Consider the following 24,609-nt stretch of genomic DNA (forward strand, 5'->3'; position numbering starts at 1 on the left):
CTTGCATGAACGGTATCGCGCTCAACAAGTGGGTATCAGGTCAGCTGAAAAGGAAAGGTCTGAGGCAATTCATCAAGTTCTGCATCGTCGGGACAAGTAGCACGCTGATAGACTTCAGTGTGGCGAACGTGGCATATTATCTTTTGAATGTACGCCCTGCCGCACTGGCAAGCGTGATGGGCTTCTGTGTGGCGGTGGTCAATGGATACTTCTGGAACAGTCGATGGACGTTTCGCGACCGTGTGCGCAGCGCAGTCCATGAGGAGTTTATCCGATTTGTGACGGTGAATATCGTGGGCGCCACGCTGAACTATACGATTGTCAGCCTTGTCTTGTTGCTCGATAACCAGGACCCACATCCCAAATGGGTGTTCAATGGAGCAAAGCTGCTCGCTACGGGCATTGTGGTGTTCTGGAACTTTTTCGCCAATAAACACTGGACTTTCGGTAGTCGGAAAGGAGCGGTGAAAACACAATGAACGAAGCGCGAATGGGAAAACTGCTGGGCATTCCCGCGGGGCGCATTCTCCAGAACCCTCTGGCCTGGGTGGGGCTCGGTGCGCTCGTTGCACTGGGGGTTGCCTACTATTCGGTGTTTGACTACTGGCAATACCACTGGTTTCGCTCAGATGGTTATTACTCACATGGTATACTGGTTCCTTTTCTTGCGTTGTATATGGTTTGGATGCGGCGAGAAGAGCTTCGCCAGGCACAGATTAGCCCCAGTTCGTCTGGTCTGGTTGTGGTCGTATTGGCGCTGGCGCTGCGTGTTCTAGGGCACCTGGCGCAATCTTCGACGATTTCCTCGCTGTCATTCCTGATTCTGTTATACGGTGTCCTGGCATCGCTGCTGGGATGGCGCGTGGTACGCCTGGTGTGGTTTCCTGTGCTGTTCCTTGGCTTCATGATGCCGTTGCCGTCCACCATTTTTGACGAGATTTCACAACCGGCTCAGGAATGGTCGACCATCATCGCGGACGTGATTCTAAAGACGATCGGCTATGAAACCCATCGTGTGGGCAACGTTATCTACATTCCGGGGGGATTTGACCTGGATGTGGGCGTCCCCTGTAGCGGTTTCAAAATGCTGGTTTCCATGGCAACCTTTGCCTTCTTCTTTGCGTATTACATCCGCGTGGAGCTGTGGCGACAGGTGCTACTGGTGATATTAGCACTGCCTCTCGCACTGGTGATTAACGGCTTGCGTATCGCGCTCATCGGCATCGTGGGCACCAAGTTCGGCGAAGAGGCAGGCTATGCCTTCCACGACTGGAGCGGCTATCTGGTGCTGGTGGTAGCGTTTGCCGTACTCTTTCAGCTGGGGAGGTGGCTCGGATGGCAACGATAGTCTCTTCGGAACACACAAGAACCCCTGTGCTGCGGCGGAACCTGCTCTTGTTGTTTGTACTGAGCGTGGTGGTCGCCGTGCTGACGCTGACTCTGCCTCCTCTCAGGGGTAAGGTGCTGCGCGACATCAACGATAGCCTAATACCCTTCCAGCTGGGCGGCTGGGTCGGTCAACGATACGACATGGGCGCACAGGTTTTCGAAGCCCTGCGTCCGGACGCCATTGTGTCGAGGCACTATTTCAACGAAAAGGGTCAGCAACTGGACTTCGTCCTCTTAGCGGGTACGCACGCGGAAACCTTCCATAACCCCCATGCCTGCTTCCCAAGTCAGGGTTGGAAGCTGGAAAAAGAGCGAAAGATAGACTTCACGGTGCCAGGGGTCGAAAAATCGTTTCACGCCCGCCTGTTCCGGGTGGATAACAATGGCAGAAAGGCGACGGTTATCTACTGGTTCCGTACGCCCTTCGGCACGACCGGTTCCATGGGGCTGGCGCGTGTCTCCACCTACACGGCACGGCTTGTCGGAATGGAGCGCCAGCAGACGTTCTTCTTCCGCTTCATTGTGCCGTCGTCCGGAGACACGCAACAGGACGTAGAAACCATCCGGCAGTTTGCTGCCGAGCTGTTCAGCGCATTGAAGCAGACCCTGCCGGAGGTGATATAACCAGCCGCTACCGCATGAGCATCTCGATCGCTTTGTCCAGCTGAGGGTCGCGCTCAGCCAGCCAGTCGTCCGGGCTTATCCACACCTGAACATCTGGCTTCTCGCCGATGTTCTCCATCGGTGTACCGTCCAGACGGTATACGCCGCTCTGCGGCATGCGCGCGCCTGTGCCGTCCACCAGCTGCAGTCCCCACGTCCAGATAACGTAGCCGGGCGTGGGCATACCCACCAGCTTCGCCAGCCCTTTGGCGCGCATGGCGTATGGGAACATCTCGGCGTTCGAGTAGCTGTGTTCGTTCATCAGCACGATGATGGGCTTATCCCAGGCACGACTGGGGGCAGGCTCCACAGCTCCATCACGCGGGCGGTAGAAACCGTGCGGTTTACGTTCCAGCCAGTCCACCAGCGTATCGGAGATATTGCCGCCGCCGTTGAACCGCACGTCGATAATCATCGCCTGCTTGCCGACTACCTGTTCGTACACCTCTCGCTCGAATCGCACCTGATTACTGAAGCCCATACCGGAGATATGCACATAGCCGATTTTTCTTCCGCTCTTCTCATCGGTGTACTTGCGCAGCCGCTCGATGCGGTTGCGATAGATGAGGTCGCTCCACTCGCCACTGCTCAACACGCGGTACTTCACCACGCGCGCGCCATCCTTACTCGGCCTGGAATTGACCAGAAACTCGAACTCGCGCTCCTGCTTATCGTTAATCAGCCTCCACAGGTTCTCGTCGAGAGTGACATCCTGCCCGTTAATCGCCAGCACATACTCACCCTCACGGATGCGTGTTTGCGGGTATGAGCCAGGCGCGCCCTGCGGCACCTTAGCCACCTTGATGCCGGGACCCTCGTAGCTGTAGTCGAACGTGAAGCCCAAATGAGGTGTCACCGGACTGGGGTTGCCACCGGCCGCAGGTGATACCTCCGAGTGGGAGGCTTCCAGCTCCCCAACCATCATCTGAAGCAGGGTGGCAAACTCTTCGCGGGTCTCTACAGCGTCCAGCAGAGGTTCGTAGCGCTTACGAATAGCCTCCCAGTCTCTGCCGTGGAAGTTGGAATCGTAGAAGCCCCGATGGTAGCTTCGCCAGAACTGCGTAAACGCCGCCTTCCGTTCGGCGCGCACGTCGCGGTCCCAATCCGCCGTGAAGGTCACTTTCTCCTGAGGGTTATTGCCCTCTAATTTCATTGTCCAAAGTTCCCCGTTGCGGATGAAGAAAAGCCGTTTGCCGTCCACAGACACACGCAGGCTCGATACGCTTCCACCTGTGGTTAGCCGTTTGGTTTCCTTTCCGTCGTACGATACCGACCAGATATCCCCTTCGGAGACGAAAAGGATCAGCCCCTCGCTGCTGACCGTGAGGTCTGCCTGCGGGTTCTGATTGACTACTTTGCGGATCCGCCGCTGAATGTCCTGAAAGTCTATCTCCACCAGAACTTTCTCTTTGGGCTTCTCGTACTTCAGGTCTGTATCCACAGCACGGGCTGGCTCCTCCTTTAAAGGCAGTACGTACAACCCGTTGCCGTCGCGGTCGCTCTGGAAGAAAAGATACTTACCGTCGGGCGACCACGCGGGCTGGCTGTGGTACGCATTCAGTCGGGTGACGTTGACAGGGTCGCCTCCCGTTGCCGGCACTATCCAGATGTTCCAGGCCAGGTCCTCTCCGCGATAGGTGAACGCCATCCAGCGCATATCGGGCGACCATGCAAACTGCCCGCCGCCCAGGCCGTACCAGTGGGGGCCTGGCACCTTGACCAGCCTTCTGGTTTCACCGGTCTCCAGCGTGAGCACGTACAGTCCTCCCTCGCTGCCGGACACCCAGAAACCCAGCTGCTTGCCATCAGGGGAAACGCGCGGAGCGGTCACATCTTCGGGACGGTTCCAGAGGGATTTCACCTGCAAGGTCTCGATGTCCAGTTCGTACAGGCGTGTATTGAATTCGCGGTCGGAGGTGAAATAGAGCTTCTTACCATCCGCCGACCAAACGAAATCCGAATCATCCCCCGCCCAATCGGTGAGCCTGCGAGCGATTTCGGCGCTGCGTCCCGCCACACCTTTGGGCTTATCGATGAGCACCGTCCAGATGTCACCGCGCAGCCCAAACGCGAAGGTCTTGCCATCGGGCGAAGGCTCGGCTTCGGTAACGCCGGAGGTCAATACCTCGCGTCGACGGGTGTTCTGCTTCTCGTCCTCGGCGGCGTACAGCACGATTTTCTGCGGGTTCCGCGAGCCCGCGGGAAGCAACCACAGGTCGTGTTCGTACTCGAAGGCGATATCGCCTGTGCGGAGCGCCACCGTCGGAAAGCGCACTGACCCGCCGGTGAAAAACGTTAACTGTTTACCCCGTCCCTCTAAGTCAAAAACCCACAGATTTGGAGTTCTGCTGGGGCTATCCACAATCTTGCCGATGGTGGTGCCCAGCTTGCTTACGGAGGGCGTTTCCTCACCGACCGTGACAGTAAGTAGGCTCTTTCCGTCAGGCAGGAACTTTGTCCACAGATGCTGCCGGTTTTTGTTCGTCAGGGCGCGACGCGTGTTCTTGACGAGGTCCAGCAGCCAGATTTGCGCCGCCGCCGAGCCAACATATCGCGGGCGCGTCCAGTGAAACCCGTACCGCCCGTACACCACCATCTTGCCGTCTGGCGAGTAGCTGGGGTAGTTGATAGACGCATAGTCCTCGGTCAGCTTCTTGAAGCGCAACGTGCGCACATCTAGTGCAAAAAGAGTGTTGTTTGTGGTGTCTCGCACTGAGGAGAAGAGCAGATACTTGCCATCCGGGCTCCAGCCGTGCGCGATTTCGCTGTTGGCATGATAGGTTAACTGTCGCACCTCCCCTCCCTCTGCTGGCACCACGAAGATATCCCAGTTGCCGTTGCGCACGCTGGAAAAGGCTATCCATCTGCCATCGGGCGAGAAGAGTGGAAAGGCGTCCATTTCCACATGACGGGTGAGAGGCGTCGCCTGTCCACCCGTCGCAGGGGCAACCCACACATCCCCGCGGTACACAAAGGCGATACGCTTGCCGTCGGGGCTGAGTGCGGGCATCCGCGCCCCAATGATTGGCTTGACAGGGGGCACAGGAAGCTGTGCCCAAAGCGGCACTTGCGCCAGCGAGGCGCAAACAGCACACCACAAAACCATCCATGCTCGTTTCATAATACAATTGTTAGGAACGGGCAGACCCGATTCCTGTTCGGCAGCTGTGGGCGTCATCCCACGGTGGTGCCGAGGTCTTAAGCGCCACACTTCCCAACCACCAGGCAACCATCGCACCAGCCGTCAGCATCAGCACGGTGGCGGTTACATAGGGTGCACTCATGCCCAGAGATCCAAAGCTCCAGCCACCCCCAAGCGGTCCTACAACGCGAGCCAAGCTCCCCAGCGATTGAGTGACGCTAAATACCTCGCCGCGCCGGTCGGCTGGGGCGAGCCTGGAAAGCAACCCGTCTAGGCTCGGTCCGGCAACACCGCCACCCAGTGCCATCACCGCCAGCACCACCATCAGCCATCCCGTAGACGGCATGAAGGGTATCATCAATAGAGCAGGCGCCAGCAGGAGGTAACCACTCAGCACCAGACGGGCCTCGCCGTAGCGGGCACTGAGCTTGCCCACCAGCCAACCCTGCACGACCGCGCCCACGCAGCCCAGGTAGGCAAACAGATAGCCACACTCGCGCTGGTCTAAACCGTAGCGATGTTTTGACAGCAATACAAAGGTCGATTCGAAGTTGGACACAGCAAAAACGGCAATAAACTGTACTATAGCCAAAAAGCCGACGTGTGGTATCGCCAGCACGCGCGGGAGGTCACGCAGAGGCAAGGCGTACCAGTCTCCCACTCGCCTGCGATTTTCCGGTGAGAGGCTTTCGGGAAGCCGAAAGAACGCGTTCAACCAGTTTGCGGTTGCCAGCAACGCGCCTCCGACGCCAATGGCGAAGTTATCTCCCCAAGCCCCCAGCACACCGCCCAACGCGGGTCCCAGAATAAAACCCACACCAAAGGCTGCGCCGATCAACCCCATGGCGCGAGTGCGCTGCTGCACCGGAGTGATATCCGAGAGATACGCCTGTGCGGTGTAAATGTTGGCAGCGGTAATCCCCGCCAGCAGGCGCGAAAAGAAAATCATCCAGGCATCCCTTGCGAGCGCGAATAACACGTACGATAGCACAGACCCCGCGATGCTCACCAACAATACGGGGCGGCGCCCCACCCTGTCGGATAACCTACCCCAGAACGGTGCGAACAGGAACTGCATCAGCGAATAGATAGCCTGAATCATGCCGATGAAGGCCGGGGAAGCACCAAACGTGTCTGCGTAATACTGCAGCTGCGGGATAATCAGTCCAAAACCAAGCAGGTCAAGAAAGATGGTAAAGATGACCACCTTTCTCGCGGATTTCCATCGGTCTGGCACTATCACTTCCTCCATACTAAGATGACGCCACGCTGGAATCATACCCCAACACGTTTAGCTGGAGCAAGCGTGTTCGTAGAGGTCACGGGAGCGTTCGCTACCGTGCCTTGCTGGGCGTGCGGCGTAAAGAGGGCTACTGCTTCACCGGCTGCACCGGCTCCGGTATCCGATGATAATGAATACCCAGTTCCTTCGGCTGGCCGTACAGTTCGGGATGGATGTACTTGCCTCTTAGATCGCCCGCTTTGTCCTGCTCGGTCTGGAAGCCGTACTCCCGCACCCAGCGGTCGTTGCGGATGGCTTCCACACGCCACGAGACCTTCACGAACGGCTTGCTGGTGCGGATGACGAACTGGTTGTTCTGGATTTCGCGCACGACTTTTGCCAGCACGAAGTCATCGCTGCTGTCTATCACGGTGAGCTGGTAGCGAAAGTCGCGGTTGATGCTCTCAAAATAGTCAGGCAAGGTAATAGTGGCGTAGCCTCTGGCATCGGTTATCACGTTGCCCGAGTAGGCGTTCGTCGGCTTCGGACCTTCGGTGCAGTAGTGGTTCAGGTAGGCGTTTTCAGGGTCCAGCGGGTGGTCTATATGGAACTGCTTAATGCCAGACGCAGCAAGTCGCCCGCTGGCGTAGACAGCATAGCCCTCCGGGCTGCCGCTATAACCATATACACCGTAGTTCGTGCCGCCGGCAGCGGCGGCATAGCCGATTACACCAATCCCGGAAGTGCTGTCGCTCTGCCCCCACACGCCGTGAGTAACACCGCTAAGCGCAGTGCAAATGGCAACTATGCCCGCTCCCGTAGTGCTACCTTCTACCACATGGAGCCTTCCTTGGGGTGAGAGTGTGCCGATACCGACGTTACCACCCATAATGGCGGTGCGCAGCCTTGTGTAGATGGTGAGATTATCGTCCGCGTCTTCCTCCAGATACACATGATCGCCATCGCCGAAGTTCAGGCGGGCTGATTGACCATACGGGCTACCCGGACCAATCAACCGCATCGTCTCCTGATCACCCGAAGTCACGGTCAACCGATGGGTCGGGAAGCTGGCTCCGATGCCCACGTTGTTGGAGAAGTAGCCGCGGCCTACAAAGTACCCTGCGAAGCCATCCGGAGAGGTCGCGTGTCCAAACACCCCGACCGTCAAGCCGTTGGGGGAGGTTGCAAAGCCGTAAACGCCACGCCCCTGCGGACTGTCACTCCGAAAATACCCTCCCCTGGTCTCGCCGCTGGAGGCGGTGGCATAGCCGACCACTCCAGTCCCAGAGGGGCCATCGCTCTGGAAGTAGCCACCTTCTGGGCTACCGCTGGTGGCGAAAGCCCATCCGAATACACCAATCCCGTACGGGCTTGCGCTCTCACCAAACACACCGTAGTTGGTGCCGGATGTGTTGGACGCAAAGCCGAACACGCCACTACCACCCGGCCCGTCGCTCTTCCCGTAGACGCCAAAGGCTGCACCGGTGGTGGCAGTGGCCCAGCCGAACACGCCACGACCTGAGGGGCTTTCGCTCTGCCCCCACAAACCAAAGCTTTCGCTGCGCGCGTCGGTATTTGTCACGCGGAACACCGCGTTGGAGTCCACCGCCGTACTCCCGCTAAACGGGAGCGTCAAGCCACCCACATTATCCGCCGCAGGCGACCACGCACTGCCATCCCATTTTAAAACGTGACCACTCGTTGGAGCGTTGGTGCCGATCGGTCGCCCCCGCAATCCAGCCACAGTCGGGTTAGGATAACTCCCACTCAGGTCACCGCCCGCCGCACCGCCGGGCGACACCCCCCAAATGGCGGTATTACTCGCCGAAGTAATCCGACCCTGCGCGTTCACGGTGAACACGCCCACCTGCGTCGCCGAACCGTAAGTGCCCGCCGTCACGCCCGTCCCGGACAACTTCGCATCGGTCACCGCACTGCTGGCAAGGTCCGCCGTGCCAATCGTACCATCCGCTATCTTCGCGGTCGTTACCGCACCGTCCGCCAGCATCCCAGTGACCACCCCACCCGTCGCGATGGACAAGGTCGTGCCGGTTAACACCAAACCCGCTCCCGCGCTGTAGGTGGTGTCGTTGTCGATGCCATCGGCAAACTCCGTAGGCATCCCGCTGATGCCGCTCCAGGGGGCGGTCAACGCATATACCGCATACGGCGTCACTGTCACCCGCACCCGCGGCGACAACGTCGTATAATTGCCCGAACCCGCCGGTCGCACTCCAATCTGCAAGAAGCGGTCACTGCCGTTCCACACTGCCCCGAAGTCCAAACTCACGGTAAACAGCCCGTTCTGTACAGAGATGTTCGTCCGGGTCAGTGTCGACCCGATTTGACTGCCTCCTGTAACCGCCGTCCAGAGGCTGAACTGGAAGTCATAGTCGCCGCTGGCAGGGATACCCGTGCTCTTGAGCATTCCCTGATAGCTGAAAGATTGCGCCAAGATGCCCCCGCTGCAGCTAAGAAGCAGAGAGAGCACCAGCGCGGTGCGTATGGCCCGCATGGATGAAACCCTCCTTCGCCAAGATGAGGTCAACGGGAGGTGAAGGTTTGAAGGAGAGCAGGCGGTGAGTAACAGGAGGTATCCTCCGCCCTTCTCGGTCGCCGCCACTTCAGGTTGACTACAACAATCCTAACGCAGGTCGGGATAAATTGTCAAGAGGTTTCCGGGTGTTTTTGGAGAGAATGTCTCGGTGACGCGGAAGTTCCCATACAGCACGGTATGAAGTCTCCCCCTGAGGCTAGAAGCCTGTGGAAGCAGGTTTTGTCCTGCGTGGAGCGTCGCTTCCAGCCATCAGGGTGCGTATGACGTGGTTTACCCGACACCATCGCGTAACTTGACATCTGGATGAAAAGAGTGTATAATGAACGTGAAAATAGGAACGAATACTATTTGTAACAGGCAAACGGATGAGGAACACGCGGCAGAGACAGGTTGTGCTGGATATTGTTCGGAGCACCAGCACCCATCCCACCGCGGACTGGGTGTATGAACAGGCACGTCAAATCATCCCCAATATCAGTCTGGGTACCGTTTATCGCCTGCTAAACCGTCTGCACGAGGAGGGGCTGGTGGCTCAGGTCGATGTGGGGTCCCGAAAATCCCGCTTCGACGGGAATCCCGGCGACCATCAGCATATCGTCTGCGAAAAGTGCGGACGTATTGCCGATGTGCCTGATGTGATCGATGCCACAGCAACACTGCATATAGAGCAGATAACAGGCTTCCGTGTGAGCACGCATCGGGTGGACTGGTTCGGCGTGTGTCCGGAATGTCAGGCGCAATCCACCAGATAACGGCATCCTGATTGTGAAAAGGAGGAGGTTCACATGCAACAGCAAGAGACTGTTTATTGCTGCAAGGCCAAAGTGGGCAAACCTGCCCCTGATTTCACCATGTTCACCACTGCCGATATGGACAAGCTCCAGTCGAAGGTTTCACTCTCGGACTATCGCGGCAAATGGCTGGTACTGTTCTTCTACCCGCTGGACTTCACCTTTGTGTGCCCTACCGAAATCACCGCGCTCTCCGACCGTTACGAAGAGTTCGTGGCGCTGGGGGCGGATGTGCTGGGGGTGTCCGTCGACTCCGTTTATTCGCATCGGGCGTGGATTAACACCCCGCGCGAGAAGAACGGCATCGCCGGCTTGAAGTTTCCGCTGGCTTCGGACATCACGAAGCAGGTCTCGCGTGACTACGGCGTGCTTGTCGAAGAAGAAGGGGTTTCGCTCCGCGGACTGTTTATCATTGACCCTGACGGCATCCTGCAGTACGCGGTCATCCACAACATGAACGTCGGGCGCAGTGTCGACGAGACCTTGCGGGTGCTGGAGGCATTGCAGACCGGCGGTCTTTGCCCCGCGGATTGGAAGCCCGGGCAGAAGACCCTGACACCCGGAGGCTAGGCCATGCCGCTGCGCATCGGCACGCCAATGCCTGACCTGAAGGGCGTCACCGGCTGGCTGAACGGAGAACCCGACTGGGAGGCTCTGCAGGGTAATCCTGTGCTCGTGCATTTCTGGTCGGTGAGCTGCCATCTCTGCCACGAGAACATGCCGAAGGTCAACCAGTGGCGCGACCTTTACGCACCCGTCGGGCTGAAGGTCATCGCCATCCACATGCCCCGTGCAGAATGGGAGACGGATGTGGAGACCGTTCGGCAAAAGGCTTTGGAGCTGGGTATCGCCCAGCCCTGCGGCATCGACAACCTGCACCGGGTAGCAGAGGCATTTGAAAACCAGTGGGTACCCGCCTACTATCTGTTCGACCGGGACGGCAATCTGCGCGGGCGAACCGCAGGCTACGCCGGTTTGACGATGCTGGAAAATGCGCTGAAACGTCTTTTCGAGACCCAGTGACCGGCAGGGGGCTGCAATGTCCCCTGCTTCTTTGTGTTATAATTCCCTCTGGAGAGCCATGAACCCCAAACAGGTGTCCATATACGTGCATATACCCTTCTGCGCCCGGCGGTGCCCTTACTGCGATTTCAACACCTATGCCTGGCGCGGTGGCATTGTGCGCGACACCCTGCAGGCGATATGCTCTCACATTGAAAGCACCCATGCAGGGGATGTCGTGGTACCAACTATCTTTTTCGGCGGGGGCACGCCCTCTTTTCCCGAACCCGAAGGCATTATCCGTATTCTGGACACGATCCGCTCGCGGTTCAACGTACTACCCGATGCGGAAATCAGCCTTGAAGCGAACCCCGGGACGACCGACCGTGCCCGCTATGCCGTGCTGCGGCAGGCAGGGTTCAATCGGCTCAGCCTGGGCGTGCAGGCGTTTGACGACCAGCTGCTGCGCACGCTTGGGCGCATCCATACCGCCGGCGAGGCGATAGGCTCCTTTGAATCTGCCCGACAGGCGGGTTTTGAGAACATCAACATCGACCTGATGTTCGCCCTGCCCGGTCAGACCATGCAGCAGTGGCAACGCACCCTGCGCATGGCAATCAGTCTCCAGCCGCAACACATCTCCTGCTATTCACTGACCATCGAGCCGAATACGCCCTTCTATACCCTGCACCGACGCGGAAGGCTCAACCTGCCCGACGAGGAAACCGACCTGCGCATGTACCTGTACGCCATCCGCGCCCTGACCCGCGCAGGCTACGAACACTACGAAATCTCCAACTTCGCCAGACCGGGCTACCGCTGCAGGCACAATATCGTGTACTGGCTGAACGAGGAATATCTCGGTTTTGGTCCAGGTGCGGTGTCGTACCGGCAGGGCGTGCGCTGGAAATGTCTGAGCAACCCGCGCCGCTACTTACAGGCGGTACGGGAGGGGCTGCCACTGGTGGAGGAGGAGGAACGTCTGGACGCCAGTGCCTCTCTGGGCGAGACCATCATGCTGATGCTTCGCCTGCGTGACGGGGTAGACGTCAGAGTAGTGGAAGAACGATATGGTGTGGACCTGGCGCAGCGCTACGCACACCAGATAAAGCGACTACGGCGACTGCGTCTGCTGGAGGTCACCCCCGAACGCTGGCGTATTACTCCCAAAGGATTGGCAATAGCGAACACTATCTGTGCGGAGTTTCTGTGATGAGCGCAGAGTGCGTTCGATTACAGGAAGGACACGCTCACTTCGAGGTGCCTCCGGACCTCTTCTTCAACCCCCGTGCTCGCCTAGCCCGGGATTTCGGCGTGCTTGCGCTGCGTGCGGAGGCAGACCTGCAGGAACGACGTCTGCATGTCGTGGACCTCATGGCGGGCGTCGGCACGCGAGGCATCCGCTATGCGCTGGAGGCACCGGTAGAACGCATTGTGCTAAACGACGGAAACCCCGCAGCGGTGGAGGCGATACGCCAGAACCTGAGTCTGAATGCCATCCCCGCCGACGTGCACGTAGAGGTCACGTGCGAACAGGTTCATCGGCTGTGCTACGCCATGCGTCTGCGGGATGAGCGATGGGACTGGGTGGACCTGGACGCTTTCGGCAGTCCTTCCGTCTACTGGCACGCGGCGTCGCTGGTACCTCGCTGGGACGGCGTGCTGTATCTGACTGCAACAGACATGGCGGCGTTGTGCGGCAAGTTACGCGAGCCGGCCGTTCGCCACTACGGGGCGGTGACGCGCCCATGGGAGTGCGCCGATGAAATCGGGGCGCGCGTGCTTATCGGTGCGCTTCAGCAAAGCGCGGGCGAACGCGGGCTATATTACGACCCGCTGTTTGTGCTGGATGAGGGCTACGCGATGCGCATTGCCGTGCGGTTGCGTTACGGTTCCTCGCAATTCCCTATCCAGCACATTGGCTGGCTGGCGAAGTGCATGAACTGCTTCAGTCAGACTACCCTGCCCCTTCACGTCACGGTAGGCAGATGCCGTGTGTGTGATAGCGAAGACGTGCAATGGGCGGGACCGCTGTGGACAGGGACACTCTACGACCGCGAGTTCCTGCATCTGATGAGCGTGGAAGCACGCAAAGCAGGGCATCAGGCAGTCCTGCGCTTGCTGAGGCTGATGGCTGACGAAGCCGACTCGCCGGCGGGTTATTATGCTGCACCGGAGCTGGGCAAGCGCACTCGTCTCGGTCACCTGCCGCCGGTGGACGCGCTCGTGCAGAGGCTGCGCCAGGAGGGCTACGTGGCGTCGCGCACGCATTTTGAAACAGCAGGTTTCAAGACCAGCGCTCCCTACCCCGCGATTCAGCGCATCGCACAGCAGCTGCAATAGCAAAACTACCCTGAATCACGGGTTTTGGCTGGCGATATTGACAAAAGCGCAGTATCCATTTATGATGTACCTGATAGAGTTTTCAGGAGGTGGTCATCCATGCCTGGTGGCAGGCTTTATCAATCTGTTTTACTGTTACTCTTCGTGTCGTTCAGCGCATACTCTGCACCCTTGAGAGTGCCAGTATCGCCATTAGCCGCGAAAGAGACCCCTGTGGTAGAGTACCGTGAGGGGCAGGTGCGGGTGAAGCTGCGCCCACAACTGGTGCAAGCAGCACAGAACAGCCTATCCCCAAATAGCCGCTTATCGGCACTGGCGGTAGCCGTGCAGCCGGTGCTGGACAGCATCCCTGCCCTCAAAGGGGCCAGAGTAGAACGCACGATAGACCGAATCGGCTGGGCGGTGGTGCGCTTACCGAAGGACGTACCGGTGTCACAGGCAGTAGACCTGCTGAAGAAACGGCCAGAGGTGCTGTATGCCGAGCCTGTGTATATCGTGCGCACCCTGCTTCCCGAGCCGAACGACCCGAAGTTCCGTGCGTACGAGGACGGCTGGCTGTCGGGAATACCCAACCTGTATCCAACGCTCTGGGATATGCATATCATTCAGGCATACGAAGGCTGGCGAATCTATCCCAATCGGTATTACACCGCCGCCAACAAGCCACGTAACGCGATCCGCATCGCCGTCATCGACAGCGGCGTAGACCCCTACCACCCCGATTTCAAGAACGCAGGTGGCAGTAGCACCGACTCCGCCTATGGTGGGCAGATCGACTGGAGTCTCGGCTGTAGCATCTTCGGGGGTGTCTACGACCCCGATTTCACCGACGAAAACGGGCACGGTACGCATGTGGCGGGCATTGCGGCAGCCGCAGTCAATAACGGCGAGGGCGTGGTAGGCGTGGCATACAACGCACAGATAGTGCCCATCAAGATAATCGATGCGTCCGGTACGGGTGAGGATACAGACCTGGTGGAAGCCATTATTTACTGCGCGGATAACGGAATACCCATCATCAACATGAGCTTGGGCACAACGAGTTATCCGCAGATTCTGGCGGACGCGGTGAATTACGCCTACTACAAGGGGTGTATCCTGATTGCCGCGGCTAACGAGTCGGGCCAGGGTGGCGGCAACATCGGCAATATCTATCCCGCTGCCAACAGTAAGGTGCTTGCCGTTTCGCCCACAGGCATCCTAGACGACTTCCCCAATGCGCTCTATGCGGGAACCGGGGACTACATTGGTGTGAGCGCACCCGGCGGCAGCGTGCTATGGGTAGAGGACGATGACGGCATCTTATGGCCGGAAGCCTTCACCATCTACTCTACCGCGCCCAGTTACCCCGTGCCCTTGCCCGATGCTTTCGGCGAGGAGTTCTACATGTACGGCTACCAGGTTGGCACCTCCATGGCGTGTCCCCACGTCGCCGGACTGGCAGCATTGTATGCGGAGTATAAGGGCATTACGGTCAACACGCCTGGTGGCAATCTGCAGGTGTGGCGTGCCATCCAGCGCGGTGCAGACAATGCGCAGGGGCGTGCGGACGGCGGCTGGGTGCCCAGTTACGGTTTTGGACGTATCAACGTGCGCCAAACCTTGCTGGAGCAGAACGCTCGTAACGCCACCGTCGGCTGCCTGTCGGGGCAGGTTTACTTCAACGGTACACCGGTGCAGGGCGCGCAAATCGAGGCGCGTGCCATGGTGGGCACCACCCGCAAGGTGACCACCGCCCAGGACTACGGCTTGTGGCGTATCCCGAATCTGCCGCCCGGTTATTACCGCGTTAAAGCCACCGCATTTGGCTACAGTAAAGAGTACGAGTGGGTAGAAGTGGTGGCGGGCGCAGATACGCCTGGGGTGGACTTCTGGCTGGGTCCCGTCGATATGCAACCCGACATCACCCCTCCGGAAGCCCCACAGGTATGGGATGACGGTGCAGTGCAGAGCAGTTTGACCACCCTGCGTGCGCGCTGGTGGAGCAGTGATTTGGAAACGGGCATCTTCCGCTACGACGTGGCAATCGGCACCACGCCCGGAGGCACCGATGTCATGAACTGGACAAACGTGGGGATACGAACCGCAGCCACCTTTAACGTCAGTCTGGCTCATGGCAAGACCTACTACGTCGCCGTGCGAGCGGTGAACGGCGCAGGCTTGACCAGCGCAGTTGGCGTATCAGACGGTATACGGGTGATGATCCCGATAGACCCGCCTGCTCAGCGACCCGGCGGCGGAGGACGGCGCCCCATAACGGTACGATAGGGGATTTGACATTTTGGCGCAAGAATGCGTATACTTCTATAGCATCAACCGGAAGGAGTCAGGTTCCATGAGAACAAAGTTTTTCACCTGCCTGCTGGCGGCAGGCGCGTTGCTCGCAAGCGTGCCCACCTCGGCGCAGGATGTTCAGACCATCCTGAGCAAGGTGGCAGCTGTCTACCAGAATGCGAAGAGCTACCAGGCACAGGCATCGCTGACCGAGACCCGCCAGATGGGCGGACAACGCCAGAAGCGAACGAGCACTATCTCCACCAAGTATAAAGCCCCGAATAAGATAGTCACCATCGTTCAGGGCAGTGACAGCCTGCAGGTGTATAGCGACGGCAAGACGATGTATCTCTACTCCCCGAAGGACAAGGAATACATGAAGATGCCAGCTCCTGCTTCCTTTGCACAACAAGCAGGCATGAGCGGCATCGGTTCCGGCGACCCTTCGCAGATTGGCGCACAGCTGCAGGCGATATTTGGTATGGATGGTAAGAAGCTGCCAGACCGCAACGTGGGGGGCAAGCCGGTGTTCGTGCTCCAGTCAACCCGCTCCGGGCAGTCGCAAGATGGAACGAGCTCGTTCAGTGTGAAGGCGACCGCTTTTATCGACAAGGCGACCTACACGCTGCGCCAGATTACACTGGAAGCTTCCCAGAGCCAGGGAACTCAGAAGGTAGCACAAACCATTAACTTCACCGTCTTGTCGCAGCAGATTAACCCCAACCTGCCGGATTCGGTCTTCGCTTTCAGACCTCCAGCAGGAGCGAAGGAAAGAAAGGCGCAGGAGATGCCGGGCAGGACAGGAGGTCCGGGAGCGCCGCGGTGATATAAACCACCATCCGCGCGGTGTTAAGGAGGGCGAAGATCAGGGGCGTTGCGATGCGGGGGCGACGAATGAAGCAATCTGAGGACAGAGAAAGGGTCGCTTCGGATGTGATGCCCCCCTCGCAATGACACGAATAAAACGCTCCCGGTTGGGGCCTTTCTCTCTTCGCAAGGAAGAAGCGATGCGCGTATTGCTCTTCTCGAAAGCTGCCGTCCGCGCTGTTTATCACAAACAATACGAGCATATCACCGCCCAGCGTGATGTGGAGGAACTGACAGTGGTGGTTCCTCCTTACTGGAACGAGCCACACGTCGGACGGCTGACACTGGAAGAGGTGTATCCCCGCAACTACACGCTGAAAGTAACCCCTCTGCGGTGGAACGGACAGTATCATCTGTACTACGCCCCACTACTGCCCCGCCTGATTCGAGAATTGCGTCCTGACCTCGTGCATATCGATGAAGAGGTGTATAATTTTGCGACTTTTCACGCGGCACTGGCGGCACGCCGCATCGCAGCGGACACCGTTGCCTTTTGCTGGCAGAATATCTATCGCCGGTATCCCCCGCCCTTTTGCTGGTTTGAGAAGTTGCTCGCAAGGATACTCAGTGGCGTGATTGCCGGAAACGCCGATGCCGCCGGGGTACTCGAACAGAAGGGGTTTCGCATCCCGATAGACATTATCCCGCAGTACGGGGTGGACACAGAAACATTCACGCCTGCCACTCCTGCTGCCACACCACCGTTTCGTGTGGGTTATCTGGGAAGGCTGGTTCCCGCGAAAGGGATCGATGTGCTGCTGGAGAGCCTGCGGCAATGCCCTGACAGCTGCGAGGCTTGGATTGGCGGAGAGGGCGACGTTTCTGTTTGGAGAAAGCAGGCGGAGAGGCTGGGCATCGCCCACCGCGTACACTGGGTGGGAGCTGTCCCCTCCAAACAGGTGCCCGATTTCCTGCGGTCTCTCCACGGTCTGGTGCTGCCCTCACGCACCACGCCGCGCTGGAAGGAGCAGTTTGGCAGGGTGCTGGTGGAGGCGATGGCGTGCGGTGTGCCCGTCATTGGTTCCGACAGCGGTGAGATACCTCGCGTCATCGGGGAAGCAGGATTTGTGTTTCCAGAAGGAGATGCCCACCAGCTGGCGCAACATATCCGTTTGCTCTCGGAGCAGACCGACACCTGGAAGGCGCTATCCTGCGCGGCGAGAGAACGCGCCGTGCGGCATTTCAGTATGGAAAAGGTAGCGGAGGCGCACGTGACATTCTGGAAGTCGGTGTCTAAAACCCCGAAACAGAGCAAACCGTTGACTCGCGCTACCGACAGGGGGTAATCTAGGGAAGCAAACCAACTTTGTCGGAGATGGAGATGATAGAAACCCGATTTGTCGTTTCACTGCCCGACGTAGCCAACCTGGAAGACCGTCGGCAGGTGCCTATTCCCCGGGTGGGCGTGCGGGGAGTACAGTTGCCGGTCCAAATTGCCAGTGGGAAGAACGGTGCCTTTCATACCGTCGCTTCGGTAGACTTTGCGGTATCCCTGCAGCCCAACAAGAAGGGAACGCACATGAGCCGGCTGATGCAGATACTGGACGAGTCCGCGCAATATCCCCTCACGCTGGACGAGCTGCAACGGGTGCTGGACCGCGCCCGTAACGTGCTGGACGCCGATCGCGCCGAAATCACCATGCGATTCAAGTATTTCCTGCGCAAACGTGCCCCCATCACGGGTGCAACAGGCTGGCTGGATGCCGATGTCGAGTGGGCGGTGACCATGGAGAACGGCAGCGTGACCCGGCTGGTACGGGTGAACATGCCGGTGAAATCGTTGTGTCCCTGTAGCAAACAGATTGCCCTGTACGGCGCACACAATCAGCGTGCCTATATCCGCGTCGAGATCGAGCTGTTACCTTCTACCCGCGACTTAGATATGGAAGACCTTTGTACGCTTCTGGAGGAACAGGGCAGCAGTCCGTTGTATCCTGTACTCAAACGACCCGATGAGAAATACGTTACGGAAACCGCATACGACAATGCCAAATTCGTGGAGGACATACTGCGCGACTCGGTACTGGCGTTGAGGCATCTACCGGGCATACGGCGGTTTAAGGTGGAATGCGAATCGGTAGAATCCATACACAACCACAACGCCTTTGCCGCAACAGAGGAGTGGCTTTCACCCCTGTAATCATACTTCTGGCTGCCGTCGTCGGGGGAGCAGGTGCAGAGACCATGCAGCCTTCTCCCCCCTCTATACTAACCTCCCCGCAACCCGCTGGTTTCGAGAGCCTGACGCTGAAGCCTCTTGCTGCAAACACCGCAGCCATCGTACTTACCCCACACTGGAACCGGCAAAAAACTGCCCAAACCGACCCCAGGTATGGCTGGCTGTTCACCGTCGCCTGCTACGGTTACTTCCGCACCGACCATCTGAAACAGCCGGAGCTGCGCTTTCGCGTATACGCCCAGCAAGCCGAAGACCTGCCTGTCGTCCAGAAGGTATGTCGTTTGCTTCTCCGACTGCAGGAAATCGCGTGGATGAGGCTGCGTCTTCAGGTGAACCTGCAGGGTGAGCGTGTGCTGAACGTCTGGCTGTGCCGACAGGGCAACTCTGGCGGCGAGCAGTGGCGCAACAATCTCTATGTCTACTCGATTCAGGAGATTCATGAACCGCTGGAATGGCTGCGCGAAGTGGCGCACGAGTTTTCGCACGCTCTCATTCCAGGCATCACAGGCTACAGCGCGCCTGAACCATGGGCGAACGGCTATATGGGCGAACGTCTGTTCATGACATGGGTGGAACCGCTCTTGCAAAGTGGTCAGCTTTTACCTGAAGATACGTGTGGTACCTCTGTTGCGGATGTGCGCCGCTTTGTGAACCAACGCTGCGTGCCCCTGCGCAACGTCTGGTTAACCATCGGGTTCCCAGAAAAAGACTTCAGACGAACAGATGCCGCGGGCATGGGCACGTTGATTGGGCTGGCGCTGTACGTCGACGGCGTGTACGGCAGCTCCATGCTTCGGGCGACCTTCGCGCGCCTGGCTGAGCCACAACCCATCGCATTGTGGAAAGCGTTTACCGAAGCCGTGAGCGAATCAGATGAGGTGCAAATAACCCCTCCCAACGGGAAAGCACAGGTATGGCTTCCCGCCGGGACATGGCGTGTCGAGACGGAGGACAGGAAGGCATCGTTACAGCAGGGTAAAGCCATCTGGCGGGTCTCGCAACCCGTCTGGCGATTGCCCCGAAGCGGCTGGTACCTGTTGCAAAGCAACTCTTTGCTTCGCCTTGTAAAGCAATCAGACTCGTCGCCAGCGCAGCAGTAGCCCCCACGATGAGTTAGTAACCGCTATACAGCCTTAGCGCCCCGGTGGAGTGGGATTAACAGACGGGGGCGTGGTTACCGGCGGAGTAGCAGTGACCGTGACCTTCACGCTTTTGGTCACCACGTCTCCCGCATCGTTGATTGCCGTGAGCGTGTAGGTGGTATCCTGCGTCGGCGATACAGCGGTCTCTCCCTGCGGAGGCACCTCACCTACCCCGTTGTCGATGACGACCCGGGAGGCAGCCTGAACCCGCCATCTCAGGGTGGCGCTGCCGCCAGCAGTGATAACCGATGGCTCTGCCTTGAACTCCAGCACCTCCAGCGCGTTTGGGTCGCGCACTTTCACCGTGAGCTTCTTTTCCACCTTGCGTCCGGCAGTGTTGATGGCGACCAGAGTGTAGGTCGTGGTCACCGCAGGAGTGTCACGCACAGAGGTGAGCAAAGGGTCCAGCTCCCCAAGAGGGCTGAGCAGCAGCTTCGTCGCATTTTGCACCTGCCAGCTGAGCGTCACTGGCTCCCCTTTGGTCACCTGCGCTGGCTCCGCTTTGAAAGAGACTATGGCTGGCAGGGGTGGCTCCGGCGCAGGCTGAACAGTCAGCACCACCTCTTTCTCGACAACCCCGCCTCTTCCGCGGGCTACCAGATGATAGGTTGTGGTGTGCGCAGGAAGCACCTGCCGGCTGCCAGCGTTCTCCTTCACCACGCCGATGTCGGGAGTAATGCTGATTTCGGAGGCGTTCGTCACATGCCAGCGGAGCACCGCAGTGCCACCCTGCTGAATAACCGGCGGGTCTACCGCAAACTCCAGTATCTCCACGGGCTTGGGGCGGGTCAACGCCCACACGCCCAGCACCAGCGCGAGCAAAGCCAGCACACTCAGCGTTACCGGCGAGACCAGTGGACGGGTATATAACTGCCCCTGCGTATGCACTGCCACATACGCATTATCCACGCAACGCGCGGTGACGGTAAAAGAGGCAATCTGGCTGCGACCAATCATGGCGCGGTGAGATGGCTCCGCACTCAGCACCACGGTTTCCGATGCCCCCGCCTGCAAACTCAGTACCTCGCGCTCAAAAGTGTATACCCCTACATCGTCGGAGTCGCTGGCATACAGCCTTACATCCAGCGGGGTATTGCCCAGGTTGTGAACGGTGACCTCGAACTCAGTGACGGGTTTCCAGTAGGTACACACGCCGCGGCGCGGATACAGCTCCACCGACAGGGCGGCAAAAGGCTCTACCAGCAACGTTACAGGCGCGACGGCGGTATCGCCTGTCTCCAGTGAGCGCGCTCGCACCACGAAGGGATATGCCCCTGCCGTGCTTTCACTGCGTCGTGGTATTTTGAGTAGTATCTTCTCGCTGCCTCGCGAGCGCGGTCCCAATGTGATGGTAGGTACGGGTATCGCTACCCATTCGTAGTCCAGCCCTTCCACCTCCAGACCGATGGTATCGGGCTGGTCCGAGGTGTTCACCAGTTCTACCTGCAGCTGTGCAGTGCCACCGGGTTCTATTTTTATCTCGTCGTGCGAGAGCTTGATCTCTATCGTGGTGCTGGCAGGCATAAAGGCTACTCCTCAAGTGCCGAGATGAGCGAAAAAAGAACAGCAGGACACCGCATTGACCGTCACGCACTGTCCTCCACCGCAATTATACGAGACTGCAAGCCAAAAATCAAGGAGCTCAGTAGCCCACAGGCAACGACAATCCCCCTGACCGATAAGAGCGGAACAGCGCCTCCACCACCGTGTGCAGTGCCCCTGTGCCTGCGAACATCATGATCCCCAGCGCGACACCCAGTGCCACCGCCACGTTATACCAGCCCTTGCCCCCTGCCCTCCTGCCGAAGCCGGCAGCGGCGATGGGAGCGAAAGGAAAGCAGAGCAGATAGAAAAAGGCACTCACCTGGTTCAACACCTTGAACGGTACCGCCAGCAGATAAATCGGCAGGCAGAACAGAAAGGTAATCGAAGCCGTATACGCTGCGAGCAACGTCGAAGCGACTACCGCTGCCATCAACGGGCGCGCCCGCAGGCAGGACACAGCGAACACCCGCTCGGGAATATCTGTCACGGTTACTGGAGGCTCGACACCTGACACAGGCTGCAACCCACGACGGTTCAACTCGTCCAGAATCGCATGGTAACGCTCCGGATACTGCAGCACGTCGATATGAAAGTAGATGTCCTGCAGCTCTTCATCGGTGCAACTGGCGAGCATCTGCCGATACTCCCATAGCACACGCCACGGTTCCTGTTTACGCGTATCGGTCGGCAACATGGCACTTCGATTCTACGATAAAGAAGACCTTACGGTCAATCGCCTGCAGGAATCCCGCACTGCTCCTCGAAACCTTTGTCTGAAACGTTTAAGAGGAGGTGGAGCGATGCGACCGTGGATAGCCCTGTGCTTGCTGGCAGTCACCCTGCCCGCTGGAAGCGCACCCAATATGCTCTTGAACGGCGACTTCGAGAAGGGGGGAACCGGCTGGTCGCTGCCCGGCGAGGCTCAAATAGTCAGCGAAGGCGCCCGAGAAGGGCGGAACTGCCTGCGCATCTCCACCAGTTCCCCCGGTTGGACGATAGCCGGACAGGACTGCCTGCTGCCAGCGGGCACGAAGCGTGTGCGACTGTCCGGCTGGATGCGCACGCAGGACGTGAAGATGGGGGCAAACCCGTGGGAGAAAGCCCGCCTGCAGGTCACCTTTTATAACGCGAACGGTCAACTGGTCGGTGGCTACCCGCCGGGCTTCGATATCGATGGCACCACCAACTGGACGTTCTATACCCGCGATTACGAGGTGCCCGCCGGTGCGGTGCGCGTGTCTCTCATTGCTGGTCTGCACAACGCAACCGGCACCGTGTGGTTCGACGACTTACGACTGGAGGCGTTCGACATGCAAAACAACCCCCTTCAACCCACCACCGAATCGCGAACCGATACCCGCGAGTGGTACCCGCTGGACAGCTCGCCCGACGATTACAGTAAACCCGCCGTCGTAGACCTTTCGCGCTATCTGCACCGTCCCGCGGGCAAACACGGCTTTGTCACGGTCAAGGGCGGTAAGTTTGTGTTCAAAGACGGCACGCCCGTGCGCTTCTGGGGCGTCAACATCGTGGCAGGCAATGTGTTCATGGATAAGAGCACCGCGGAACGCACGGCGGCGCGTCTGGCAAAGTTCGGATGCAATATGGTGCGCCTGCACCACATGGATGCCAGCTGGGCGCAACCCAATATCTTCGGAAACCATCCCACCAGCACGCTCAACCTCTCGCCGGAGATGCTGGACCGGCTGGACTACTTCATCTACCAGTGCAAACGGCACGGTATCTATATCTACATGGACCTGCTGGTGCACCGCAAGTTCCAGCGGGATGACGGCGTGCGCGACTGGGAGACACTGGAAAACGGCGCGAAAATCGCCGCCCACTATAACCGTCGGCTGATCGAACTGCAAAAGAAATATGCACACGACCTGCTCACCCACTACAACCCCTACACAAAGACGCGGTATGTGGACGAACCCACTATCGCCATGATGGAGATTATCAACGAAAGCACCCTGTTCTGGGTGGGAGGCTACAGCGCACTGCCACCATCGTACATTCAGGAGATAAACGACCTGTTCACCGAATGGTGTAATCAAAAGGGCGTCAGCCGACCGCAGGGCAGCGTGCCCGACCTGCTGCGCCAGAAAAACCCCACGGTGGGACGGTTCTTGTATGAGGTGCAGACGGCAACCTTCAAGGAGATTTACGACTACCTGCGCTCCATTGGGGTGAAGGTGCCCATCGCGGGCAGCAATCACTGGGAGAACTGGATTGGCGATGTGCTCTCCAACGCGCAGCTGGATTATATCGACCGGCACGCTTACTGGGACCATCCGCAGGGTGGCTACTCCCCCACCAACCGTTTCAACAACAGTCCGATGGTGAAACAGCCGGCAGGCTCCACCATCACGTGGATGGGACGCCAGCAAGTGGAAGGCATGCCCTTCATTGTCACCGAGTGGAACAACTGCTGGATGAACGAGTGGATAGCGGAAGCCCCCGTCCTGATGGCGGCGTACGGGTCGATGCAGGACTGGGACGGGCTGCTGCAGTTCGACTATTCTGGCGGTGACTGGGCGCCGCGCATGGCGGGCAGCTTTGACGTGGGCAACAAGCCGCACATCATGGCGGCGCGCATCCCTGCTGCGCTGGTGTTTCTGCGCAACGACGTACCCCCCACGCGAAATACCTGTATCTACTCGTTCAAGGACGCGGACGACTGGCTCTTGCGCCCGATGGGCGACATCGTGCCCGGCGGGCTGATGCTCATGCAGCGTGTCGCCTGCAAGAAGGATGCTCCACAGAGCCCATTACCGGATGTTCCGGACGACAACTTTATCAGCCAGCACAGGCTCTTGCAGTGGAACCGTGACGGGGTGTTTACGATAAACGCTCCACGCACACAGGGGGCGGTCGGCTTTATCGGCGGTAAGACGCTGGACTGCCAGAGCGTACGCATCGAAGCGCAAACGCCCTTCTGTCAGGTGGTAGTCACCAGCCTGGACGACCAGCCACTGGCACGCTCCAGACGCCTGCTGCTCACAGCGATCGCACGGGCGGAGAATACGGGGCAGGTGTATAACCCATCGCGCACCTCCCTGCTGGACGAAGGTAGACCGCCGATCCTGCTGGAACCAGTCAAAGCTAGTGTTACCCTCAAGGGCATTCGTGTAGCGAGGGTGCATATTTTAGACCATCACGGCAGGCGCACGGGCAAAACCCTGCCCGTAACAAACGGCAAGTTCACCATCGGCAATGAGAAGACCTTCTGGTACGAGATTGAGGTGGCTCCTGCCGCTCGAAGGTAAGGAACTCACACTGGCGTGCGTCAGGACGGACTGACCTGCCCTCCATGGGGCACGCCAGTGGCACTTCCGCGGTCTTGATTGTGCGTCGGGTCGAGTGCCCCCCCAAACGGTGCAACTACATTGGCAGCGAACACTCCTTCCCACCCTGTTGTTACCAATGGCGAGTCACATTTAATTCCCAGTTTGAAATGTCACATATCCAAACGCTTCGATGGTATCAC

The 24,609-nt window shown here is 58.8% G+C and carries 19 protein-coding genes; 14 read left to right on the top strand and 5 right to left on the bottom strand.

Annotated features, from left to right (window positions below; all coding sequences use genetic code 11):
- Positions 1-5: 5 nt before the first annotated feature.
- The 3 genes from K6U75_06650 to K6U75_06660 are packed head-to-tail and all read left to right on the top strand — an operon-like array spanning position 6 to position 2,013.
- Positions 6-479, top strand: coding sequence for a GtrA family protein (locus K6U75_06650; protein ID MCL6474715.1), 474 nt, complete (start codon positions 6-8; stop codon positions 477-479).
- Positions 476-1,348 carry an exosortase/archaeosortase family protein gene (locus K6U75_06655; protein MCL6474716.1) on the top strand — a complete coding sequence of 291 codons (873 nt, stop codon included), beginning with the start codon at positions 476-478 and terminating at the stop codon, positions 1,346-1,348. Before K6U75_06650 ends, K6U75_06655 begins: the two co-directional genes overlap by 4 nt.
- Positions 1,336-2,013: an EpsI family protein gene (locus K6U75_06660; GenBank protein ID MCL6474717.1), complete on the top strand. Its 678-nt coding sequence runs from the start codon at positions 1,336-1,338 to the stop codon at positions 2,011-2,013. Before K6U75_06655 ends, K6U75_06660 begins: the two co-directional genes overlap by 13 nt.
- A 7-nt stretch (positions 2,014-2,020) precedes the next feature.
- On the opposite strand, the gene K6U75_06665 is transcribed toward K6U75_06660, so the two are convergent.
- The 3 genes from K6U75_06665 to K6U75_06675 all read right to left on the bottom strand — a co-directional run bounded on the left by K6U75_06665 (position 2,021) and on the right by K6U75_06675 (position 8,931).
- Complete coding sequence (locus tag K6U75_06665; protein ID MCL6474718.1) at positions 2,021-5,173, bottom strand: hypothetical protein; 3,153 nt, start codon at positions 5,171-5,173, stop codon at positions 2,021-2,023.
- A gap of 10 nt (positions 5,174-5,183) precedes the next feature.
- Complete coding sequence (locus tag K6U75_06670) at positions 5,184-6,431, bottom strand: MFS transporter (GenBank protein MCL6474719.1); 1,248 nt, start codon at positions 6,429-6,431, stop codon at positions 5,184-5,186.
- A gap of 133 nt (positions 6,432-6,564) precedes the next feature.
- The gene (locus tag K6U75_06675) at positions 6,565-8,931 is read right to left on the bottom strand and encodes a hypothetical protein (GenBank protein MCL6474720.1); all 2,367 of its coding nucleotides are present in this window, start codon (positions 8,929-8,931) and stop codon (positions 6,565-6,567) included.
- Between the two features lie 407 nt (positions 8,932-9,338).
- Between K6U75_06675 and K6U75_06680 the strand changes: the two genes are divergently transcribed.
- The 10 genes from K6U75_06680 to K6U75_06725 all read left to right on the top strand — a co-directional run bounded on the left by K6U75_06680 (position 9,339) and on the right by K6U75_06725 (position 19,529).
- Positions 9,339-9,725 carry a transcriptional repressor gene (locus K6U75_06680; protein ID MCL6474721.1) on the top strand — a complete coding sequence of 129 codons (387 nt, stop codon included), beginning with the start codon at positions 9,339-9,341 and terminating at the stop codon, positions 9,723-9,725.
- A gap of 33 nt (positions 9,726-9,758) precedes the next feature.
- Entirely contained in the window at positions 9,759-10,334 is a 576-nt protein-coding gene (locus K6U75_06685; protein MCL6474722.1) for a peroxiredoxin, read from the top strand.
- Between the two features lie 9 nt (positions 10,335-10,343).
- Positions 10,344-10,787 carry a redoxin domain-containing protein gene (locus K6U75_06690; protein MCL6474723.1) on the top strand — a complete coding sequence of 148 codons (444 nt, stop codon included), beginning with the start codon at positions 10,344-10,346 and terminating at the stop codon, positions 10,785-10,787.
- 58 nt (positions 10,788-10,845) lie between these two features.
- A complete protein-coding gene (hemW, locus tag K6U75_06695) occupies positions 10,846-11,979 on the top strand; it encodes a radical SAM family heme chaperone HemW (GenBank protein ID MCL6474724.1) in 1,134 nt (377 codons plus the stop codon).
- A complete protein-coding gene (locus K6U75_06700) occupies positions 11,979-13,109 on the top strand; it encodes a methyltransferase (protein ID MCL6474725.1) in 1,131 nt (376 codons plus the stop codon). The genes hemW and K6U75_06700 overlap by 1 nt, the downstream gene beginning before the upstream one ends.
- Before the next feature lie 99 nt (positions 13,110-13,208).
- Positions 13,209-15,377 carry a S8 family serine peptidase gene (locus tag K6U75_06705; protein ID MCL6474726.1) on the top strand — a complete coding sequence of 723 codons (2,169 nt, stop codon included), beginning with the start codon at positions 13,209-13,211 and terminating at the stop codon, positions 15,375-15,377.
- 67 nt (positions 15,378-15,444) lie between these two features.
- A complete protein-coding gene (locus K6U75_06710) occupies positions 15,445-16,209 on the top strand; it encodes a DUF2092 domain-containing protein (protein ID MCL6474727.1) in 765 nt (254 codons plus the stop codon).
- A gap of 181 nt (positions 16,210-16,390) precedes the next feature.
- Positions 16,391-17,536 (top strand): glycosyltransferase, encoded by a 1,146-nt coding sequence (locus K6U75_06715; GenBank protein ID MCL6474728.1) that lies wholly within the window; start codon positions 16,391-16,393, stop codon positions 17,534-17,536.
- Positions 17,537-17,598: 62 nt separating this feature from the next.
- Positions 17,599-18,390 carry a GTP cyclohydrolase FolE2 gene (gene folE2, locus K6U75_06720; protein ID MCL6474729.1) on the top strand — a complete coding sequence of 264 codons (792 nt, stop codon included), beginning with the start codon at positions 17,599-17,601 and terminating at the stop codon, positions 18,388-18,390.
- Between the two features lie 44 nt (positions 18,391-18,434).
- Positions 18,435-19,529 (top strand): hypothetical protein, encoded by a 1,095-nt coding sequence (locus tag K6U75_06725; protein ID MCL6474730.1) that lies wholly within the window; start codon positions 18,435-18,437, stop codon positions 19,527-19,529.
- A 33-nt stretch (positions 19,530-19,562) separates the two neighbouring features.
- Here the strand turns inward: K6U75_06725 and K6U75_06730 are convergent, their stop codons facing one another.
- Together K6U75_06730 and K6U75_06735 are read right to left on the bottom strand one after the other, a co-directional pair.
- Entirely contained in the window at positions 19,563-21,095 is a 1,533-nt protein-coding gene (locus tag K6U75_06730; GenBank protein MCL6474731.1) for a hypothetical protein, read from the bottom strand.
- Between the two features lie 118 nt (positions 21,096-21,213).
- On the bottom strand, positions 21,214-21,750 hold the full coding sequence (locus K6U75_06735) for a hypothetical protein (protein MCL6474732.1): 537 nt from the start codon (positions 21,748-21,750) through the stop codon (positions 21,214-21,216).
- A gap of 166 nt (positions 21,751-21,916) precedes the next feature.
- Here K6U75_06735 and K6U75_06740 point away from each other — a divergent pair, with 166 nt between their 5' ends.
- Entirely contained in the window at positions 21,917-24,388 is a 2,472-nt protein-coding gene (locus K6U75_06740; GenBank protein ID MCL6474733.1) for a cellulase family glycosylhydrolase, read from the top strand.
- Positions 24,389-24,609 lie beyond the last annotated feature (221 nt).

It is taken from the genome of Bacillota bacterium (genome assembly GCA_023511455.1).
Lineage (GTDB): Bacteria > Armatimonadota > HRBIN16 > HRBIN16 > HRBIN16 > HRBIN16.

Coding starts and splice junctions, on each gene's coding strand:
- hemW (MCL6474724.1), top strand. CDS start 10,846: ATGAACCCCAAACAGGTGTCCATATACGTGCATATACCCTTCTGCGCC.
- K6U75_06685 (MCL6474722.1), top strand. CDS start 9,759: ATGCAACAGCAAGAGACTGTTTATTGCTGCAAGGCCAAAGTGGGCAAA.
- K6U75_06715 (MCL6474728.1), top strand. CDS start 16,391: ATGCGCGTATTGCTCTTCTCGAAAGCTGCCGTCCGCGCTGTTTATCAC.
- K6U75_06710 (MCL6474727.1), top strand. CDS start 15,445: ATGAGAACAAAGTTTTTCACCTGCCTGCTGGCGGCAGGCGCGTTGCTC.
- K6U75_06735 (MCL6474732.1), bottom strand. CDS start 21,750: ATGCTCGCCAGTTGCACCGATGAAGAGCTGCAGGACATCTACTTTCAT.
- K6U75_06660 (MCL6474717.1), top strand. CDS start 1,336: ATGGCAACGATAGTCTCTTCGGAACACACAAGAACCCCTGTGCTGCGG.
- K6U75_06650 (MCL6474715.1), top strand. CDS start 6: ATGAACGGTATCGCGCTCAACAAGTGGGTATCAGGTCAGCTGAAAAGG.
- K6U75_06655 (MCL6474716.1), top strand. CDS start 476: ATGAACGAAGCGCGAATGGGAAAACTGCTGGGCATTCCCGCGGGGCGC.
- K6U75_06700 (MCL6474725.1), top strand. CDS start 11,979: ATGAGCGCAGAGTGCGTTCGATTACAGGAAGGACACGCTCACTTCGAG.
- K6U75_06730 (MCL6474731.1), bottom strand. CDS start 21,095: ATGCCTGCCAGCACCACGATAGAGATCAAGCTCTCGCACGACGAGATA.
- K6U75_06680 (MCL6474721.1), top strand. CDS start 9,339: ATGAGGAACACGCGGCAGAGACAGGTTGTGCTGGATATTGTTCGGAGC.
- K6U75_06705 (MCL6474726.1), top strand. CDS start 13,209: ATGCCTGGTGGCAGGCTTTATCAATCTGTTTTACTGTTACTCTTCGTG.
- K6U75_06740 (MCL6474733.1), top strand. CDS start 21,917: ATGCGACCGTGGATAGCCCTGTGCTTGCTGGCAGTCACCCTGCCCGCT.
- K6U75_06725 (MCL6474730.1), top strand. CDS start 18,435: ATGCAGCCTTCTCCCCCCTCTATACTAACCTCCCCGCAACCCGCTGGT.
- K6U75_06675 (MCL6474720.1), bottom strand. CDS start 8,931: ATGCGGGCCATACGCACCGCGCTGGTGCTCTCTCTGCTTCTTAGCTGC.
- K6U75_06665 (MCL6474718.1), bottom strand. CDS start 5,173: ATGAAACGAGCATGGATGGTTTTGTGGTGTGCTGTTTGCGCCTCGCTG.